The organism is Nocardia sp. CDC153, assembly GCF_035818515.1.
Taxonomy (GTDB): domain Bacteria; phylum Actinomycetota; class Actinomycetes; order Mycobacteriales; family Mycobacteriaceae; genus Nocardia.
In genome coordinates this window covers 29,954-45,580 of record NZ_JAYKYU010000011.1, presented here as the reverse complement: position 1 = coordinate 45,580, position 15,627 = coordinate 29,954, and the positions used below count along the sequence as shown (strand labels likewise).

Genomic DNA, 15,627 nt, shown 5'->3' with positions numbered 1-15,627 from the left:
CCCGATACCTAGCGTCGGTTCTGCCGGTTCCAGCCTTGGAACCCGGCCCTGAACCCGCTTCACCAACGGCAACAAGGAGCGGACCGTGAACGACGACCCTCGCACGGAAGAACAAGCGGAGGAGCCCGTGCCGCGCTCGCGACTCTTCTCCTTCCCCGGTGGGTTCTTGGAACTACAGGCCACCGGAAGCGAGGACGACAACCACTGCGGGTTCTACCTGGAAATTCACGGACACATCGCGCTCGACGGCCACGACGACCAAGGGGCGGAAATGCGCTACAAGCCAACGGCTCTGGGATACCTGCGAACCGACGTATCCGGAATCGGTCAACAATGGGACGAGTCCGAGATACGAAGCCTGGCAAAGCGTTACGGCTACGACTTCGCCGACATGGTGATCTACGACCCCAACTCCGATCGCCCGCCACTGGCACGGCTGAAAGCGCAGGCGACGCGGTTGGACGCGGAAGCGGTATTCGTCCCGTCGCTGAAGCACTTCGACGACGGCGAGCCCCCGGGCTCACTGGTGCAAAAACTGGATGTCGTCACCGTCCACCCCGAGCAGACCTACGCCCGGCGAGCCATGCCCTTGCTGCAGGACCTGCCACCGGTCAAAGCCGATGGCGCTTAACCTGTCTTGCCTCAAGATCTCGGCCGGATCCGAGAGGCCGAGCGGGTCAAAGCTGGATGGTGACCAGAACTCGCCAGCAGTCTGACGATAGCTGACAATAGTGAGCTGTAATGAGCCGATGAGCGTGAGTAGGTTGCGGTTGGCGCGAGTCCGGCGTTGTCGGGCGTGCGCGTTCGGGAACGTTGATGGTCGGGTGTCTATTCGCCGGTGCGGCGCCGTTGGGCGGATTCGATGAGGTCTTGGCCGACATCGCCGAGGAATTGGGCCATGGCGCGTAGTCGTATTCCGGCGGGTGTGGCTGGGCCGAGGGTGTCGGCGCCGTCGCGGGCTGCGGTGGCGACGAGGTTGTTGAGTTGGGCGCTGGCCAGCATGGCCCGGTACCACACGTCTTCGTCGATCACGTAGCGGTCGCGGCGGCCGGCGGGGTCGCGTTCGCGGCGAATCAGTTCTTGTGCTTCGAGGTAGCCGACGGCTTTGGAGATCGATGCTGGGCTGACTTGGAGTCGGGCGACCAGTTCGGCGGAGGTGAGGCTGCCGCTGTCGGTGGCGTAGAGGCAGGCCAGCACACCGGCCATCATGCGCGGGATGCCGGTGTTGTCCAGCAGCGTGGTGAAGTGAGCGGTGAACTCGCGCACCGCGTGGGGATCGCGTCCGTCGGTGTCGTGGTAGGCATCCGGAATCGGCTGGTGCGCGCGGCGATTGCGGCGTGCGCGAAGTCCGGACTGGTGATGAGCGCGATCGGCTCGATAGTCGTTGGGTCCGCCGTTGCGCATCACCTCGCGGGTGATGGTCGACGTGGGACGTTGCAGGCGTTTGCCGATCGCGGCGTAGGACAGCTTTTCGGACAGCCCGGCGGCGATCTGTCGACGTTCCTGCTGGGTGAGTCGGCCTCCAGGCATCGGATTCCTCCTTCGGTCCGGCGATCAGCCGGCCGCTCGTCCTGTCTCATTGCAACACGATGAGAGTAGCGCGGCGCATTAACCGGCAGTTTCATTGCAACGATTTCATACAAACAACCAGTAAATATGCCTCATTGCCCGTGGATTTTGATTGCCGAGATCGCGAACGCAACATAGCTTTTCTCTCATCACGAAGACGAAATCCGACTCGAAGGAGCCCACGATGACCACCAGCCCGGCCACCCCCACCGCTACCATTCGGACTGTTCTCGACCAGGCGGTGGCCGAGAACGGCTATCCCGCCATGTTCGCCGAGATCCGCGACGGCAAGCAGTCCTGGTTCGCCTCGGCCGGCGTCGCCGATCTGAGCTCCGGTCGTGCACCACGACAGGGAGACCAGTTCCGAATCGGCAGTGTCACCAAGACTTTCACGGCCACGATCGTGTTGCAGCTGGCGGCGGAATACCAGCTCAGCCTCGACGACACCGTGGACAGATGGCTGCCGGGCCTGGTGCGCGGTAACGGGCACGACGGAACCCGCATCACCATCCGTCAGCTACTCGGCCACACCAGCGGGATCTTCGGCTACACCCTGGACCCGACCATGATCGAACGGTTCTACAGCCCGGCCATGCTCGAGCATCGATTCGACGTCTACCGGCCCGACCAGCTGATCGACCTCGCCACCTCGAATCCGGCCGACTTCGAACCGGGCACCGACTGGGGCTACTCGAACACCAACTTCGTACTCGCCGCGATGATCATCGAGAAGGTGACCGGCCAAACCTACGCCGACGTCCTGGACCAGCGGATCGCCCGCCCACTGGGCCTGACCGGTACCTACGCACCGGGCAGCGAAACCGAAATCCGCGGAACACACGGCCGCACCTACTCGAAACTGATGCTGCCCGACATCGACGCACCTGTGCACGACGTCACCGACCTGAGCGCCACGTACGGCTTCGGAGTCGGTGAATTGATCTCCACCGCAACCGATCTCAACACTTTCCTCAGCGAACTGCTGTCCGGCCGGCTGCTGCCGCCGGCGCAGCTGGAGGAGATGCTCACCATGACCCCGGTGCCTGACGGCAAATGGCTCGACGGCTACAGCTACGGCCTCGGCATCTCCTCGGTGACCCTGCCCAACGGCACCACCGTCTACGGTCACGGCGGCATGATCACCGGCACCTGGACCTACCTCTACGGCACCCGCGACGGACAGCGAATCCTCACCCAGAACGTCAACGGCGACTGGGGAATGCCACCACTGGACATCTTCCCCGAACTGCTCACCGCAGCCTTCCCCACCCAATCCTGAGCACCCCCGGCCTCACCCGCAAACCTCAACCGGCCACGACCACGCACTATGCCGCGTCCCGGGCGGTCCGCGAAGGCCAGAGTGACCTGGCTATGAGGTCTCATGAGGTTGGTTCCATGGCTGTAGGTTCGAAGCAAAGGAAGGAAATGCCGATGCGGAGAACACTTCTCGTCACGATGGCGCTGGTCGCTACCGCCTGTGGGCTCACCGCGGTTGCCGCTACGGCAGGCGCGGTCGAGAATAGGGCGACCTGCGCCGCCGTAGACGCGGCGTGGACCGATTTGGTCGAGCGGATCGGAGCACTCGGAGGCAGAGGATCGATCGCGGACCTGCGGCCGATATACGCCGACACCGCAGCGAAATTCGGCGCAGCCGCGGCCGTCGCGGACCAGGGCGCGCTGAAAGACGCACTCGATATCGCTGCGGTACAGCTGAATCGCCTCGCAACGACGGAGGACCTCGACGATTTCGACGGGGTGACGCGGGACGCCACATTCACCGCGGCCATCCACGCCGTCGGCGACTCCTGCGGATTCTGACCTCGCCTTCGAGATCACCACCACGGCATCAACCTCACGGGATGACACATCGAACATGAAGATGGCCGACCCGAAGTGAGCTCAGGCCGTTTCAGTGCCCGCTAGCCGCGGACAGCGCTGACCGAACCGGCCACTCGGTCGGCCTCGAAGATCACTGGGGCCGACCGGTTTTGATCTTCCGGCCGCTGCACCGGACGAGCCGCCCGTGCGCGCTAAGTAGCCGAATGCAGTGCAGGTCGGTGCCATGCGCAGGGGTTCTCTGAAGGTCAACCAGGGGTGAGAGGGGATCTCGACCACCGGCCGGGGTTTCGGGGTCTACCCGTCCGGCGACCCGCGTGGAACGATCACCGTGTGGACGAATTCAAGGTCGAGAGGCTTGTTCGCGGAGATACCGGCGTCGCGAGTGACATGGTGGCGTTGATGACCCAGGTGTTCGGCGAGGACGGCGAGCCACTCACCGAGCAGTATCTGGACGATCTCCTCGGCCGAGAATCCTTCTGGGCGCTGGCGGCCATCGCCGGTACCGATGTCGTGGGCGGCATAACCGCCCACACCTTGCCCATGACCCGGGCACAGTCGTCCGAGCTGTTCATCTACGACCTCGCGGTGCGTCCCGACTTTCAGCGGCGCGGGGTGGCGACGCGGTTGGTGCGGGAATTGTGCACCGCCGCAGCCGCAGCGGGCATCCATGAAGTCTTCGTCCCGGCGGACAACGACGACGCACATGCCCTCGCTTTCTACCACGCGATCGGCGGCACCGCCTCACCCGTCACTTTCTTCACCCTTCCGACGGAGTAGGTGGCTTGACCCGCTGATCGGATGTAACACGTTGGCCTGCTGGAGAACTACCGATTCCGTCGGCGGTGTTCGACGGATGGGCGGGAGCTGAGTCGCTACGACCGTTTGGCAACATGGCCGATCCAGGCTGTGATCGACCGCTGCGGTTGCATACTGGAGCTGTCCAGGAACGGTACGCCGCTGTGCGTGGAATCCCTTGCCACGCAGGATGAATGGTGGTATTCATGACCAGCTCACAAACCAACGGGTTTCCTTCGGGTGAGTTCCGGATCGTCGAGATGGATTCCGGACTATGTCTCACCACCAAGCCCGGCATCGTCAGCAAGACCAGCGGCAGCCAGGATTACAACGAGATTCACGGTATGGCCACTCAAACCGGAGATCCCTCCGTTGAGGTGCTCGCGGTCACCGGGGAGCCACGACAACGCTGGTACACCGACGGAGCCCTGCTGATCAACACTGTCAAAGAAGACGTCCGCGGAAGCTTCGCCCTCCGCATCAAGGCCGATCCTATGAATTTCGGCCCCGGCGACGACGGCCCGGAAGTCGTGGCAATGGTTGGTGCTGGTTCTATCTATGCCGCTCATTTGCAGACCGAGGACGGATACATCTACCAGGAGGGTGAGCCTGAGCAGGTCATCACCTATGCACCGGGCAATGCGGGAATGCTCAGGAAGGCCGAGCTGATCATGGCCCCTCGCGGTGGCGAACACCAGCGCTGGCGTTTCGAGCCTGGGACATAGCGCTCGGGAACTCCGAGGAGCGGGCGCTATCGACTGATCACGCCTTGAACAAGTGCAGGTTGGCCCTCGGAACGCACTAGCCGCATACCGCGCTGACCGAACCGGCCAGCGCGGGTGCGTGGAAGATCAACGGGCAGAGCGCCGTACGGCCACCAGCAGTGCGCGCTCATGCCGAGTTTGGTGTATCGAGGCGAGGCCGGGATCCGCATGAAGATGCGCCGACGAGCCCGACTCCGGAAGAGCTGAACTTCGGGGTTCGGGTGTCGTCGTAGCCGGATTGTTGTGAGTCAGATCACGGTTGAGGTTGACCCGAGGTCAAGGTGGAAGCTCGGCGCAGCGGCACGACGCCGACGGGACATCACAGCTTCGAGGAGCAGACCACCATGACGATCACCCTTTCCGACCAGGACAAGAGCACCCTACGGACCGCCGCGTACGGCACTATCTCACTGATGGCCGCTGCCTCGAGTACACCTCACAAGTCGGTGGCGAATGCGGTCCTGGCCCTGACGTCGGCGACCGGTCTGGTCGGGCACGTGCTCACGGCTCGAAGCAAGGACATCGAGCTCACCGGCACGACCGTCGCCGAACTCGCCGACCGGGTGTTGCCCGCTCTGACCGCGGCGATGCAGATCCTCGATCAGCGGGTTCCGGCGGAGTCCGACAACTTCCGTGGCACGGTTCTGCGGGCCGTCGAAGCGGCTCAGAACCATTCGGGTAACCCAAGTTCCGCCATGGCGGAGATGGCCGGCAAGGTCACCGCCGCTCTCGAAACCGCCCGATCGACCGCCACGTCCGCTGCCGGGCAGGATCGCCCGGAATTGTGGCGTGCGATCGAGGAGATCGTCGATTCGGGTTTCATCGGGGTTTCGGTGCGTGTGCGCGACGAGCGCGGTGAGTGGGCCGGTAGTGCCGGAGCGGCCGAGCTGGGTGGCATGACACCGCCGCCGATCGATGGACACCTCCGCATCGCCAGCAACACAAAGACTTTCACCGCGGCCCTGGTGCTGACATTGGTGGCCGAAGGCACGCTCGGGCTGGACACCCCGGTGATCGCCTATCTGCCCGAACTCGCGATGGACGAGCGGATCACGGTGCGAATGTTGTTGCAGCACACCAGTGGGATCTTCAACTTCACCGGCGAGCTCTACCCGGACGGGACGATTGTGGAAGGGATTCCCGCGCCGGGCACGCCCTGGGGCGAGCAGTGGGTCGACGACCGGTTCCACACCTACCGGCCACACGAGCTGGTGGAACTGGCGTTGTCCAAGCCTCTGCGATTCGAGCCGGGCACCGGCTGGAGCTACTCCAATACCAACTACGCGCTGGCTCGACTATTGATCGAAAAGGTCAGCGGCCGCTCCTTCACCGAGGAGATGCGGCGGCTGATCCTGGAGCCGCTCGCGCTGTCGAACACCGTGGTGCCCGACGGCCCGGAGATCCCCGAACCGCACGCCCACACCTACTACCGGTACGAGGGCCGCCAGTCGCCGGTCGACATCACCCGCCACGACCCGTCCTGGAACCCCGGCGGCGGTGACATGATCTCGACCACCCGCGACCTGGCCACCTTCATCTCCGCCCTCAACGGCGGCGAACTCCTTCCCACCGAACTGCTGGTGGAGATGCGCACGCCGTTGCCGACAGGTATTCCGGGCATGGGATACGGCCTGGGTGTGTTCGTGCAGGAAACCGCCTGCGGCGCAACGGTCATCACCCACAACGGCGGCCATGCGGGCTTCGCGACGCTGATGTACTCCACACCCGATGGCAGCAAGGCCATGACCGCATCGCTGACCTGTGTGGACGACTCCTCGATGTCCATCGCGGGACCGTTCCAGTCCGCGCAGCAGCGCCTGGTCAACGAGGTGTTCTGCGGCGGCCAGGCCGATCCCGGCCAGCCGACCACCTGAGCGACCGTCACTCGCCTGCCCTGACAGGTGGATCGCTCGCCTCGAAACCGAGACGGGGCCGCGGTGACCTCCGCGGCCCTCGGTTGCCTCTTCCGAGCTTATCCCGCACATCCAATCCTGCACTGTCCTTGGAGTTCTCGTTATGTCCACTATCGAAGGCACACGACCGAGCCTGATAGCAGAGCGGCTGGTCGACGACCGTCACTCCCTGCCGCTGTCGGTCGCACTGCATCTGGTCCCTGGAGTCCTGATCGTCGCCGCCTACCTGCTTCTCGGCGAACCCCTCACCAGGGCTGTCGGCTGCCCGGCCTTCCTGGGTTGGGCAATCGCACTGTGCCTGATCCTGATCCCGATCCAAGCCGGGCTGGTGTGGCTGGGTTACCAGCGCAACGGCCGTTTGTCGCTGGAGGGGGTGCTGCAGTACACCGGCAGACCTGTTCCGCGTGGCAAGCTTCTCGCGATGGCGACCGCGCTCATCGGGTGGATGATGGTGCTCGGGGTCGTGCTCGCGCCGTTGAACGACTTCTTCAAACTATTCTTCACCTGGCTCCCCTACGCGAATACCGGTGGCAGCGGCAACAACACCTACCTCGACCTACATGGATACTCGCACTCGACACTGCTGGTCACGACGCTGATTTGCCTGCCCCTGACCGGGTTCACGCTGCCGCTGCTCGAGGAGGTGTACTTCCGTGGCTTCCTACTGCCCCGGCTTGCCCATCTGCGCATGTGGGCGCCGGTGGTCAGTACTGTCCTGTTCGCGCTGTATCACCTGTGGTCGCCGTGGGTCTTCGTCTCGCGCGTGATCTTCACCTTCCCTGGCTACTGGTGCGCTTGGCGGTACAACGACATTCGGCTCTCGATCGGGATGCACGTCGGCGTGACCTCGATCGTGGCCGCGTTCGGCACCGCAGCCCTTGTGCTGGGCCTGGTCTGAGACAAGGCAGGCTGAACCCATGCGGAATGGAGTCACGATCGGGCAGGCGGCGGCCTTTGTCGGCGTTACGGTGAAGACGGTGCGGCATTACCACAAGCTCGGCCTGGTCACCGAGCCCGACCGCGACAGCTCCGGGTACCGGCGCTACGGATCCGATGATCTGCTGCGGCTGGTCCGAGTCCGGGCGCTGGCCGCCGCCGGGGTGCCGCTGGCCGATATCGGGCCGCTGCTCGACGCCGACACCGACCGGTTCGCCGCCGCGCTCGTCGAGGTCGAGCGCGGGCTCACCGAGCGAATCGAGGAGATGATCGCACGCCGGGACGCCCTGCACAGACTCGCCGACGGTGATCGAGCACTATTGGGCGACCGCGCCGTCGCACTACTGGACCGGATGTCGCAACTCGGGTTCCCCACCGACGAGATCGCCACCGCCCGCGAAGGCTGGGCGCTGGCCAAAGCCCTTGTCCCAGAAGGCTTCGATGACTATCTGACCCACCTCGACCACGCCCTCGACGATCCCAGCTATGTCGCTCTCATCAAACGCGCCGCGTCCGCCGCGGAATGGGACCCCGATGATCCCCGCGCCGCCGCACTCGCCATCGACCTAGCCGACCACTTCCTCGCCAACCCTGACCATCTGAAAGTCGTGACCGCCCTGCAGGCTGGCACCGACGCCGCGACCCGCTACACCATGATTGCCCGCCACGGCGAGGACAGGACCTCGGCCACGGCGCGGGCGACGGCAGTCTTCGAAGACAGACTCCGCGCCTCCGGCGTTCGAATCCCGAGACCGGAGACTCACTGATATCCGCGAGCGCAGGAGATCTCGCATCGCCCCCGCGACCACCGCCCGCCGCCTCGTCTACAACGCACTACATTGCCGCCTGGCGCGCTGACCGAACCGGTCAGCGCGACACAGCGGAAGATCAACGGGCAGAGTGCCTCACGGTCGCCTGGCGGAGCGCACTCATGCCGAAGTGCGTGTCAACGTATGCGCTGCCCGGAGCCCTTCATAGGCTCCGCATAGAGCAGAGTCACGTAACTCCGACCAACGAGAAGTGCGCCCGGAAGGGACCCGACGATGAGCACGAGGGCTAAGCCGATACGGCAGACCGAAGGGTTTCGGCGGCTCCAACACGACGAGCGTTTCCGAGCCTGGCTGCGGATGCAAGAAGCTGCGTTGGAGATCGAGTTCATCGTCTCCGATGTGCCAGAGCTTAACAACCTGGACACGCTGTGGTCCTGGAAAGGGCTTGCGGTCGTCGAGAGCGAGGCACTGCGGCGGTGGAGTTCCGAGCAGCAGGCGTTCACCGGTGAGGAGTTCCCGATGGCGATGCGGTTCTGCTACTTCATCGGTGAAACGTTCCGCCGGGAGGTCGAGGGCAACTGGGTCGCCCTACCGCCCCATCCGCCGACGAGGGGGATTCGCTCGGTCATCGACGCTGAGTACCGTGCCCGCTTCTACGACCCCGCCGACATGCTCGGAATCGCCTTGCTGCGTCGCACGGGCGATCAGCTCTCCAAGATCTTCGGCTATGCCGTCGAGGCCCACCGCGAGTGGGTCGAAGCAGGCCGTCCCGGGCGGGGGCATTGGCCCGGATCGGAGTAGCTGAGAGCCAAGGCAATACACATGGGAGGCATCGTGTTCAACCAGTTCGATCGCGTTGAGATCACCACCGACGACTTCGAGGATCTCGGCGTTCCCCGCGGCGCAGTCTGCTTCATTCTCGACCTGTACACCAGCGACGAGTTCGAGCTCGACTATCAAGAAGAGGGAACCGGCGCGACCATCCTTACCTTCAGTGCGCGCTCCGATCAGATCCGCCGCCTCGACAAATAGTGCCCTCGGGGCCCGCCCCGAAGACATCCCCTCATGCCGCTACAAGGCTGGTGAGGTCACTTGTCTCCGAGCCGAAAACCTGGAGGCCGGTCGTCCTTGTCGATCTGTTCGATGTAGTTCTCGGCGGCCCGACTCTCGGTCAGGTCGTACCCCGGGAGCATCAGATCTCCGTATGTCCGCGGTGGCGCGTTGGTTAGCTCGCCACGTCGTTGCCGACGGCGGATATTCCGGAACATCCACCAGCACCCCATTAGCACTGCGGCCAGCGCAACGAGCGTCAGGAGAAGGCCCATGTGATCGACCCTAGCCCCGCTCATTTCCAAACGTCCGGAACAGCCGCAACCGGGCCTTCGGAAACCAGCCGCGGACTCGGCCGGCGAGTGCACGCAAGTAGCCGAGTGCCGTGCGTTTCGTTTGGGCTTATGCAACTGGTTGAGAGATACGCTTGTGTCAGAGGTAGAGGCCGTTCCAATCGACATTCAGTTGGCAATCGCGTGACCCGAGGGTTATGGCGATTCGGCCCTTCTCTTCGAGGTCGAGCAGACACAGGGGGCCGCCGAGGTTGAACGTCAGGTCTGCGAACCACCTGCGGATCGACGCCGAGCGGGCGAACAATCGGCTCATATCGGTCGTCGCGGCCATGAAGTAGAAGCAGAGATGGTCCGGCAGGAACGGCGAGGCGTCCCATACGGAGAGGTAGATGTATCCGACTCGGCACAGACGCTCGTCACCTGAACTTGGTTCCAGGGCGCTGTCTTCATCCCACTTCAGCAGCTCATCGTCTGCAGGGAACAACATCGACAAGTCCAGCTCGAGGAGTCGGCTGTTGCCCGCCGCGGTCGCGTCGAAGCTGATTGTGGTCCCCGCAGCGAAACCGGAGGTACACGGCAGGACAACCCGGCCGTCGGGAAACTCGACGGCGGTAGTCGTATCGGTGTTGGGCGTGCAGCGGGCTTTCACGGCTTCCAACAGCGGACGTGCGGAACCGCGGTGAACGTACACCTCATAGCTGTAGTCAAGTCCCACCCGTTCACCTCGTCCCAAACTCGCCTCGGAAGCACGAAGGTATCAAGGACTCGACTGATCGCCGGAGCGCACGCTCATGCCGCTGAGCGCTCGATTCGGGACCGCCGCTGCTCCGGCCGGCGAACGGACCGATCTGACTTCAGGACAAACTGGTGCACGATGCGTCGCCCACCGGATCAGGGCAATTCAGTTTCTCGGCGACGCGGGTGCCGATCTCGATGATCTGGGCTGCCTTCCACGCCACCACGATGATCTTGAATTGTGGGGTGTGAATGGTGACCTGGCGGATACTGCCGATCTCGGCATCGGTGTCCCCGGAATCCTGATCGACGATGAGGGCGCCAACAGCGTCGGCGGCGCGCAGGCGGTCGGTGTCGATGATCTCGTACGGCGGGTAGTTGCCGGTGTAGATCTGTCCGGCCCGGATCTGCGCGAACATATCCGGCGACGTTGCCGTTGGCTCGATGGTGACATTGATGGCGCTCGGCCCGCCTGGTTGCACCCAGCAGTAGGACACGGTGCCCGCAGGCCAGTCAGGGTCGGGTTTGATCGGCCAGACTTCGAGGCCGATGCGGTAATCGCTGGTCAGGTCGGCGACCGTAGCGTAGTCAAGGGAGATGGGGGCGGGTTCGTTCACTGTGGGTGCCTTGGTGTTGGTGCCGCAGCCGGTGACCGCGGCAAGAGCGATCGGTCACCTGCTTGTGGGTCGATGGGCCGTGCACGATCGGTCGGCAAACTCCAGAATCTACATCCCTCGATCCCCGTCTTCCGAGACCTTCAGAAGTCTGATTTGGAGCCTAAGCGAGATCAAGGTCTAACACGACCAGCCCGCGAACATCCTCAACTGCCGCTGGTCGCGCTGATTCATCGGGCACGGAGTGGCACATTTGGGACTGGACCCAGGCGATACATGATCGTGGAATGACTAGCGGCACATCGAAGAATGACCAGCTTCGGTTCATCGTCAAGGGTGCGTACGACCTGGCCAGTCTCGGTACCACGGTCACTGGACATATCGACACCGGACAAGTAGCTGTCGGAGATCGCCTACGAGTAGTGCGAGCCGATGGCAGGCTCGGGCCATCGGCCAAGTGCACGGCTGTCGGGGGTGTCCAAATGAGGAACTTGGCACCGGAACAACCCTGGCCGGTCAATCTGCTCATCCCTGAACTTCAGGTTTCGGACATCGAGGAAGGCGACGTTCTAGTCAGCGACAACGCCATCCCATAGCTTCCGGCGCGCTACGCCCAACGCACTACATTGCCGCGACCCGGTCGTTCTGGCCCGCCGCGGGCCCTGCCAACTCGGGCTCATTCTGGACCCGTTTGTTCCACCTCAAATCTGACCCACCGGACGGTCTGGCCTGGGGCCTGACCGACGCGCGGGCGTGAGGTTCGGGCTGCCTACGAGGCTGGTTCTAGGGTGGTGGTCGACCCTGACCCGGCTTCGAGGAGGTGGCAGATGGCAGGTTCCAGCGCGGAAGAGCGCAGTTCTGAGGTGTTGCGGTTACTGCAGAATTACTTGCAGCGGCTCAATAAGCGCATGAAGAACGCCGGGATCGGCGAGATCGTCCCGCTGGCGTCCTGGGTGGATGGTGAGCTGCTTTACCTGGTCTACCGGGACAGTAAGGAGCAGATGATCCAGGGCCTGGTGCGTGATACTCGCGCAAGTGAATCGATCATTGTTGGGCCGGTGGAAGATCCGAAGAAATTCGCCTTCGAGCTTGGCGCCTACGATATTTACGAGCCACGAGGAGCTGCCGGCTACACGATCCGGGGCGAGATCATGTGGCGAGGAAACCACAAGGATGAGCGTGCGCATCTGCCCGTCGACCTCGGTGATGCCCTGGCACACGGGATCGTCGAGTGATGCAGATCCGGACCGCCTTCTGAAAGATGCTGTCTCTGGCCTCACCACGTTGCACCAAGTGGGGCTCACCGCGAATGTGTGGAAGCAGGACGTCCGGCTCGGGGGCATTGGCCCGGATCGCAGTAGCCGAGAGCCAAGGCAAACCGCATGGGAGGCATCGTGTTCAGCCAGTTCGATCGCGTTGCGATCACCACCGACGACTTCGAAGATCTCGGCGTGCCCCGGGGAGCGATCTGCTTCATTCTCGACCTCTACACCAGCGACGAGTTCGAGCTCGACTACCAGGAAGAGGGAACCGGAGCGACCATCCTGACCTTCAGTGCGCGCTCCGATCAGATCCGAAGCCTCGACAAATAGCGCCCCGCAGTAGCCCCGGCCGCCTTGGTCAAAGACATCCCCTCATGCCGCTTCCCGCGCTGACTCGATAGGCCAGCGCGGGCGAGACGAAAGATCAAATGCGGTGTTGGTCCGAGGCCGACTGGAGTCCGGCATTGCCGAATGTCGCGCCGCCTGGCGGTCGCTACCGATCGACGCTGCCTAGGAATCGGGCGGCTTGAGAAGGCTGGCCGGCCAGCGAACCCAATCCGTTGACATCTGCGGCAGGTCCGCGGGAGAGAGCAACGGCATCAGTCGTTGTCGGGTTTGGCAATGTAGAACGGTGCGTACGAGCCGCTATGCCACGTAGCATCGGGCCAGCCGAGGTGCACTTGAGTGGTGATGACCGAGTTTTGCTCGGGGCCGCCGGACAGAAGCGCGTGCAGATCGCTGACGATGTCGTCGAGGTCCTCTGCTAGCGCCGGTGTTTCCCGCGTGGCCGCCACGTGGATCACTATCGCACCGGGGCGCGGTTCGACGGCCATGCCGACGATTTCACTGCTGATGAGACCTAGCGCTGCCTGGCTGGCCTGGACGAGCAAGTAGTTAGTGCGGAGCAGTGTGTCTATCTCGTTCGGCGTTAGATCTGGGTTGTAGTACTGCGAACCGGGATGCCCCATTTGGCCACGATAGCTGGGCTGACCGACCGGCCCAACTCTCAGGCACAGCCCACAATTAAGCATCCGCTACTGCCGCATAGTGCGCGGTTCGAAGCGGCCACGGTGGATGCGAAATCCGATTGCGACGTCGGATTTCGCCAGTACAGCTCGCTACGGTCGTCGTCGAGATTCACCGATATCCTGAGATCAGACATCCACCACCGATCGGTGAGGCGCCGCTCTCGTGGGTCACAGGGTGAATCGGTTTCCCTTGGTCGCCCACAGGACTCGGCCGCGTTCGGTGAGATGCCAGCGCTGGCTGGTCGCCCCGCCTGTGGTCCTGATTAGGTCCCGCGCCCGCAAACGCACGGTGATGCGGCATATGGCGCTGGTGGTGAGATGCATTCCGGGACGGTCAGCTGCCGGTTTCGCTACGGCGTCGGCGATTTCCCTGGCGGACAATGGGTTTCCGGCGCTGAAGAGCGCTCCGAGTACGGCCAGGTCTGGGAGGGTCAGTGGGGTCAGGCAGGACATCCGTACCCTCCTGCGAGGTAGCGGGCGAAGGTCTCGCGTGGGATGGCTGTTTCCACATCGGCCAGTTGCATGAGACGGTCCAAGGTGAGCGCGTCCAGGTGCTTGGCCGATGGCACCAGGACGGCATCCACGTCGGCTTCACGTACTTGGTCGACGAAGGACAGGACTGTTTGTTCGGGCGGCCAGATCAATGTGTAGCCGAGACGTCGTGCCAGTCTCACCAGTTGCGCTTGATCCCAGTGCGCCGCAACCCCGGACACGTCAGGGTCTATCCACCCGATTGCTGTCGGCTGTGTTCTCATGACCACCCCTCTCGTCACTGGCATGTACGAGATTCGCGCCGAACAAGAGCACGAAGGGACAGGAAAGGGACAGCGCAGCCCGGCAATAGCGCTAGAGCGTGGCCCGGGTTCGATCTAGGCTCGGTTCATGGGGCATGTCGGTGAACGGATCGCAGTTGAACGCAAGATCGCCGGGTTCGGTCAACGGCAACTGGCGGCCCGCGCGAACTACAGCTTGTCGATGTTGAAGGCCGTGGAGCAAGGTCGCGAACCAGCGAGCCCCGGGTTCATCTCCGCGGTGGCGAAAGCGCTGCGGATCACCCCGGAGCAGTTGACCGGCGCACCCTACGATGATGGGAAACCGCTCTCGGACGCGGTCAACGAACTGTCGGTGCTGCTGGCCGAGGGCCGATATGTTCGCGCGGTGGAACCCGGCCCGATGGCTGGAATCGATGCCGACCTCGCCGCTGCGCAACGGCTGTACCGTCGTGATCGCACCCTCGACACAATCGAGAAGCTTCCAGGCTTGATTCGCCGGATTCACGGCGCGGTTCGCGACAGCAGCGGGGAGGACCGCGCGCACGTGTCCACGGTGCTCGCGAATGCGTACTTGCTGGCGGGGTGGGCGATACGGCGGACCGGGCGTCCCGCGCTTGTTCTTCCTGCCCTGGATTTGGCCGACCATTACGCCCCTAGTGGGAACGATCCTGGCTGGGGATCCATGGCGATGTTGGACCGAGCGCGCATGCTCACTCACTACGGCGAGTCGGAAGTTGCGGACGGGTTGATCGAGACCGTCGTGACGGCTACCGATTCCGCGCACGGATCACCAGTGCTGGCTGGGTATGCGCACCTGGTAGGCGCGGTGAATCAGGCCAGGCGACTGGACTATTCGGGGGCCATGGACCACATCGAGGCGGCCCGCGGGATCGCTGCCCAGACCGGAGAGACAGACGAGTACGTGACGGCATTCGGTCCGGTGAACGTCGAGATCCACGCGCATGCGGTCGAATTGGAGGCAGGTGATCCGAACCGGGCTGCAGTGCAGGGCGCGGGACTGTCGATCCCCGTCGGCCATCGTGCACCGACACGGGTCGGGCATCATTGGCAGGACAATGCCCGTGCCTGGCTGATGTCCGGCAAGCCGGAACGGGCACTTGCCGCGCTGAACAAGGCACGCGCGGCCGCACCGCAGCAGACCCGCCTGCACCCGGCGGTCCGGGAAACGCTGTACGGCATCGCAGCGGCCGAGCGTCGGCGAACCGACACTCTTGCCGGATTCGCCAGCTGGCTCGGTTCTCCTCTGTGACAGTCGATTTCATCAT

Annotated in this window: 18 protein-coding genes; 13 read left to right on the top strand and 5 right to left on the bottom strand. The window is 63.7% G+C overall.

Annotation, left to right across the window (positions count from 1 at the left end; translation table 11 throughout):
* Positions 1-85: 85 nt before the first annotated feature.
* Positions 86-631 (top strand): hypothetical protein, encoded by a 546-nt coding sequence (locus tag VMT65_RS38105; RefSeq protein ID WP_326313613.1) that lies wholly within the window; start codon positions 86-88, stop codon positions 629-631.
* A 197-nt stretch (positions 632-828) separates the two neighbouring features.
* Here VMT65_RS38105 and VMT65_RS38100 read toward each other — a convergent pair whose 3' ends face one another.
* Positions 829-1,530 (bottom strand): GbsR/MarR family transcriptional regulator, encoded by a 702-nt coding sequence (locus tag VMT65_RS38100; RefSeq protein WP_326313612.1) that lies wholly within the window; start codon positions 1,528-1,530, stop codon positions 829-831.
* A gap of 223 nt (positions 1,531-1,753) precedes the next feature.
* On the opposite strand from VMT65_RS38100, the gene VMT65_RS38095 reads away from it, so the two are divergent.
* The 9 genes from VMT65_RS38095 to VMT65_RS38055 all read left to right on the top strand — a co-directional run bounded on the left by VMT65_RS38095 (position 1,754) and on the right by VMT65_RS38055 (position 9,618).
* A complete protein-coding gene (locus tag VMT65_RS38095; protein ID WP_326313611.1) occupies positions 1,754-2,848 on the top strand; it encodes a serine hydrolase domain-containing protein in 1,095 nt (364 codons plus the stop codon).
* A 116-nt stretch (positions 2,849-2,964) separates the two neighbouring features.
* The gene (locus VMT65_RS38090; protein WP_326313610.1) at positions 2,965-3,387 is read left to right on the top strand and encodes a hypothetical protein; all 423 of its coding nucleotides are present in this window, start codon (positions 2,965-2,967) and stop codon (positions 3,385-3,387) included.
* 420 nt (positions 3,388-3,807) lie between these two features.
* Entirely contained in the window at positions 3,808-4,185 is a 378-nt protein-coding gene (locus tag VMT65_RS38085) for a GNAT family N-acetyltransferase (RefSeq protein WP_442790396.1), read from the top strand.
* A gap of 224 nt (positions 4,186-4,409) precedes the next feature.
* Positions 4,410-4,928, top strand: coding sequence for a hypothetical protein (locus VMT65_RS38080; protein WP_326313609.1), 519 nt, complete (start codon positions 4,410-4,412; stop codon positions 4,926-4,928).
* 383 nt (positions 4,929-5,311) lie between these two features.
* Positions 5,312-6,841 (top strand): serine hydrolase domain-containing protein, encoded by a 1,530-nt coding sequence (locus tag VMT65_RS38075; RefSeq protein WP_326313608.1) that lies wholly within the window; start codon positions 5,312-5,314, stop codon positions 6,839-6,841.
* Between the two features lie 142 nt (positions 6,842-6,983).
* The gene (locus tag VMT65_RS38070; protein WP_326313607.1) at positions 6,984-7,778 is read left to right on the top strand and encodes a CPBP family intramembrane glutamic endopeptidase; all 795 of its coding nucleotides are present in this window, start codon (positions 6,984-6,986) and stop codon (positions 7,776-7,778) included.
* A gap of 19 nt (positions 7,779-7,797) precedes the next feature.
* Positions 7,798-8,583, top strand: a complete 786-nt coding sequence (locus VMT65_RS38065; RefSeq protein WP_326313606.1) for a MerR family transcriptional regulator — start codon at positions 7,798-7,800, stop codon at positions 8,581-8,583.
* A gap of 360 nt (positions 8,584-8,943) precedes the next feature.
* A complete protein-coding gene (locus VMT65_RS38060; RefSeq protein WP_326313605.1) occupies positions 8,944-9,387 on the top strand; it encodes a hypothetical protein in 444 nt (147 codons plus the stop codon).
* 21 nt (positions 9,388-9,408) lie between these two features.
* Positions 9,409-9,618 carry a hypothetical protein gene (locus VMT65_RS38055; protein WP_326313604.1) on the top strand — a complete coding sequence of 70 codons (210 nt, stop codon included), beginning with the start codon at positions 9,409-9,411 and terminating at the stop codon, positions 9,616-9,618.
* Positions 9,619-10,068: 450 nt separating this feature from the next.
* Here VMT65_RS38055 and VMT65_RS38050 read toward each other — a convergent pair whose 3' ends face one another.
* Both VMT65_RS38050 and VMT65_RS38045 read right to left on the bottom strand, forming a co-directional pair.
* Positions 10,069-10,644 (bottom strand): hypothetical protein, encoded by a 576-nt coding sequence (locus VMT65_RS38050; RefSeq protein ID WP_326313603.1) that lies wholly within the window; start codon positions 10,642-10,644, stop codon positions 10,069-10,071.
* A 139-nt stretch (positions 10,645-10,783) separates the two neighbouring features.
* On the bottom strand, positions 10,784-11,281 hold the full coding sequence (locus VMT65_RS38045; protein WP_326313602.1) for a hypothetical protein: 498 nt from the start codon (positions 11,279-11,281) through the stop codon (positions 10,784-10,786).
* 824 nt (positions 11,282-12,105) lie between these two features.
* Between VMT65_RS38045 and VMT65_RS38040 the strand changes: the two genes are divergently transcribed.
* Complete coding sequence (locus tag VMT65_RS38040; protein ID WP_326313601.1) at positions 12,106-12,513, top strand: hypothetical protein; 408 nt, start codon at positions 12,106-12,108, stop codon at positions 12,511-12,513.
* Positions 12,514-12,660: 147 nt separating this feature from the next.
* A complete protein-coding gene (locus VMT65_RS38035) occupies positions 12,661-12,870 on the top strand; it encodes a hypothetical protein (protein WP_326313600.1) in 210 nt (69 codons plus the stop codon).
* A 269-nt stretch (positions 12,871-13,139) separates the two neighbouring features.
* Here the strand turns inward: VMT65_RS38035 and VMT65_RS38030 are convergent, their stop codons facing one another.
* The gene (locus tag VMT65_RS38030) at positions 13,140-13,508 is read right to left on the bottom strand and encodes a hypothetical protein (protein WP_326313599.1); all 369 of its coding nucleotides are present in this window, start codon (positions 13,506-13,508) and stop codon (positions 13,140-13,142) included.
* A 500-nt stretch (positions 13,509-14,008) separates the two neighbouring features.
* On the bottom strand, positions 14,009-14,242 hold the full coding sequence (locus tag VMT65_RS38025) for a hypothetical protein (protein ID WP_326313598.1): 234 nt from the start codon (positions 14,240-14,242) through the stop codon (positions 14,009-14,011).
* Between the two features lie 208 nt (positions 14,243-14,450).
* On the opposite strand from VMT65_RS38025, the gene VMT65_RS38020 reads away from it, so the two are divergent.
* A complete protein-coding gene (locus VMT65_RS38020; protein ID WP_326313597.1) occupies positions 14,451-15,611 on the top strand; it encodes a helix-turn-helix domain-containing protein in 1,161 nt (386 codons plus the stop codon).
* The last annotated feature ends 16 nt before the right edge of the window (positions 15,612-15,627 follow it).

Bases quoted from the DNA above. Each gene is read 5' to 3' on its own strand.
- VMT65_RS38100 (WP_326313612.1), bottom strand. From the start codon at position 1,530: ATGCCTGGAGGCCGACTCACCCAGCAGGAACGTCGACAGATCGCCGCC.
- VMT65_RS38095 (WP_326313611.1), top strand. From the start codon at position 1,754: ATGACCACCAGCCCGGCCACCCCCACCGCTACCATTCGGACTGTTCTC.
- VMT65_RS38090 (WP_326313610.1), top strand. From the start codon at position 2,965: ATGGCTGTAGGTTCGAAGCAAAGGAAGGAAATGCCGATGCGGAGAACA.
- VMT65_RS38085 (WP_442790396.1), top strand. From the start codon at position 3,808: ATGACCCAGGTGTTCGGCGAGGACGGCGAGCCACTCACCGAGCAGTAT.
- VMT65_RS38080 (WP_326313609.1), top strand. From the start codon at position 4,410: ATGACCAGCTCACAAACCAACGGGTTTCCTTCGGGTGAGTTCCGGATC.
- VMT65_RS38075 (WP_326313608.1), top strand. From the start codon at position 5,312: ATGACGATCACCCTTTCCGACCAGGACAAGAGCACCCTACGGACCGCC.
- VMT65_RS38070 (WP_326313607.1), top strand. From the start codon at position 6,984: ATGTCCACTATCGAAGGCACACGACCGAGCCTGATAGCAGAGCGGCTG.
- VMT65_RS38065 (WP_326313606.1), top strand. From the start codon at position 7,798: ATGCGGAATGGAGTCACGATCGGGCAGGCGGCGGCCTTTGTCGGCGTT.
- VMT65_RS38060 (WP_326313605.1), top strand. From the start codon at position 8,944: ATGCAAGAAGCTGCGTTGGAGATCGAGTTCATCGTCTCCGATGTGCCA.
- VMT65_RS38055 (WP_326313604.1), top strand. From the start codon at position 9,409: ATGGGAGGCATCGTGTTCAACCAGTTCGATCGCGTTGAGATCACCACC.
- VMT65_RS38040 (WP_326313601.1), top strand. From the start codon at position 12,106: ATGGCAGGTTCCAGCGCGGAAGAGCGCAGTTCTGAGGTGTTGCGGTTA.
- VMT65_RS38035 (WP_326313600.1), top strand. From the start codon at position 12,661: ATGGGAGGCATCGTGTTCAGCCAGTTCGATCGCGTTGCGATCACCACC.
- VMT65_RS38030 (WP_326313599.1), bottom strand. From the start codon at position 13,508: ATGGGGCATCCCGGTTCGCAGTACTACAACCCAGATCTAACGCCGAAC.
- VMT65_RS38020 (WP_326313597.1), top strand. From the start codon at position 14,451: ATGGGGCATGTCGGTGAACGGATCGCAGTTGAACGCAAGATCGCCGGG.